The organism is Bradyrhizobium sp. SUTN9-2 (assembly GCF_003122645.1).
Classification (GTDB): Bacteria; Pseudomonadota; Alphaproteobacteria; order Rhizobiales; family Xanthobacteraceae; genus Bradyrhizobium; species Bradyrhizobium yuanmingense.
The window spans coordinates 8,058,544-8,060,204 of record NZ_LAXE01000001.1 but is presented as its reverse complement, the minus strand read 5'-3'; the positions used below and the strand labels follow the sequence as shown (position 1 = coordinate 8,060,204).

At 62.7% G+C, this 1,661-nt stretch carries 1 protein-coding gene and 1 pseudogene; one reads left to right on the top strand and one right to left on the bottom strand.

Annotated features, from left to right (window positions below):
* Positions 1–241: pseudogene (locus XF30_RS37430) on the top strand (IS21 family transposase); the annotation flags it as partial.
* A gap of 18 nt (positions 242–259) precedes the next feature.
* Here the strand turns inward: XF30_RS37430 and XF30_RS37425 are convergent.
* On the bottom strand, positions 260–1,661 hold a 1,402-nt coding region (locus XF30_RS37425), incomplete at its 5' end, for a recombinase family protein (RefSeq protein WP_109145493.1).

Genomic DNA, 1,661 nt, shown 5'->3' with positions numbered 1-1,661 from the left:
GAGCTTCACCTACGCGCAGGCGACGTGGACGCAGGGACTCGCCGACTGGATCAGCGCCCATGTTGGCGCCTTCGCGGCGATCGGCGGCGTCCCGGCGCTGCTGGTGCCGGACAACACCAAAGTCGCTGTGATCAAAGCCTGTCTCTACGATCCCAGGATCAATCGCAGCTATGCCGACATGGCGGCGCATTACGGCACCGCCATTCTGCCGGCCAGGCCGCGACGGCCACGGGACAAGGCGATTGCTTCATATTGCACCTCATCCTGACAGTTGCGCGGTGATAGATGTTGTTCGCGGTTTGCGGGAGCGGCGGCCGCCGCGGCCTTTAAGGATAATCGTATTTGATGGGATCTCCCAGAGACCACGGTTAAGGCTGTCAGCGTAGCACTGTTTGATGAGCCCCTGACGGCCCCACTCCTGCACGGTGGTCTTGGCAATGCCAAACCTCGCTGCGACCTCGCGCGTCGTGAGCATACCACAGTGGCGCAGTCGATCGTATCGACTCGCCAGTTTGTAGGCACCTCGAATGAAGGCGATCTTCTTCAGATTGAACGGCTTTGCCTCCGATGTGCGCCATCCGTTCTGATTGAGAATCTCAGCGATCTCACGATCGCAGTAATAGTCAAGGAGACGATCGACCTCGGCGACGAGCTCGGGTTTGAACTTGCGGATCTGTGCGATAGGCAACGGCCGTTCGAGCACCAAGGAGCGCGTCGCGCCGCCCGACAGGCGCACGTGAACAGTGATCTTCTCCGCTTTGATCAGGGTTACGTCGTCGATGAGTAGACGCACAATACGCTTGCGCTCGCGGACGTCGACACGCGAGTCGTGCCAGATTCGTGGCAGTTGCTCGGCAAGATCGAGAATGCGCCGTCGGGTCTCGGCGTTCAGTGCTGCGGCTTGCTGTTTGCTGCGGCGCTCGTAGTCTTCGGCCGCATCGGCATGAAGGCGCAGCTTCTCGTTCCATTCCGCCTCGAGCGCATCGGCGACAAGGCGGTTGTCGGGATCGACCTTCATGTAGCGCCGACGCGCGATCTCAGCTTCATACCGCATCCGCTCGACATGCTGGCGACGCGCTGCGTCAGTCTCCGCGGCGCGCGCCTCGAGCTCGCGCTGAACCCCCAAAGTGACCGCCAGGCTCATCGGTGTCATCAGCTCGATCATCAGGGCGGCGATCGCGGCATCGACGAGCTTCCCGGGAACCGTTTGGCATGTCCATCCCGCGCGCCGCACCGCATTAGCTTGACAGACATAGGTCGGCACTATGCGGCTGTGCTCTTGGCTGTAGCGCACACCCATGCGTTCGCCACAGAGGCCACAGACCACGCGACCTTGCAGCAACGCCGGTCCTTCGCGTGCCGGCCCCGACCGCCGTTCGCCGCCGAAGGCGCGGGCATTGTCGGCGAGCCGCCGCTGATTGGCTTCGAACCGTTCCCAGTCGATGTAGCCTTGGTACATGCCCGGCATGACGAACTGCCAGTCCGCCTTAGCAACCCTGACGACACTGCTGCCGCCGTCGGGTCTGTACCGTGTGCGCGTGCGCCCATAGACGAAGGCGCCGGCGTAGCGTGGATTGTGGAGCACCTGCAGGATGCGCGCATGATTCGGCGGCGCCCACAGGAGGTCTCCCTTGTTTGGACCTGCGCGCAATCGACGTGGG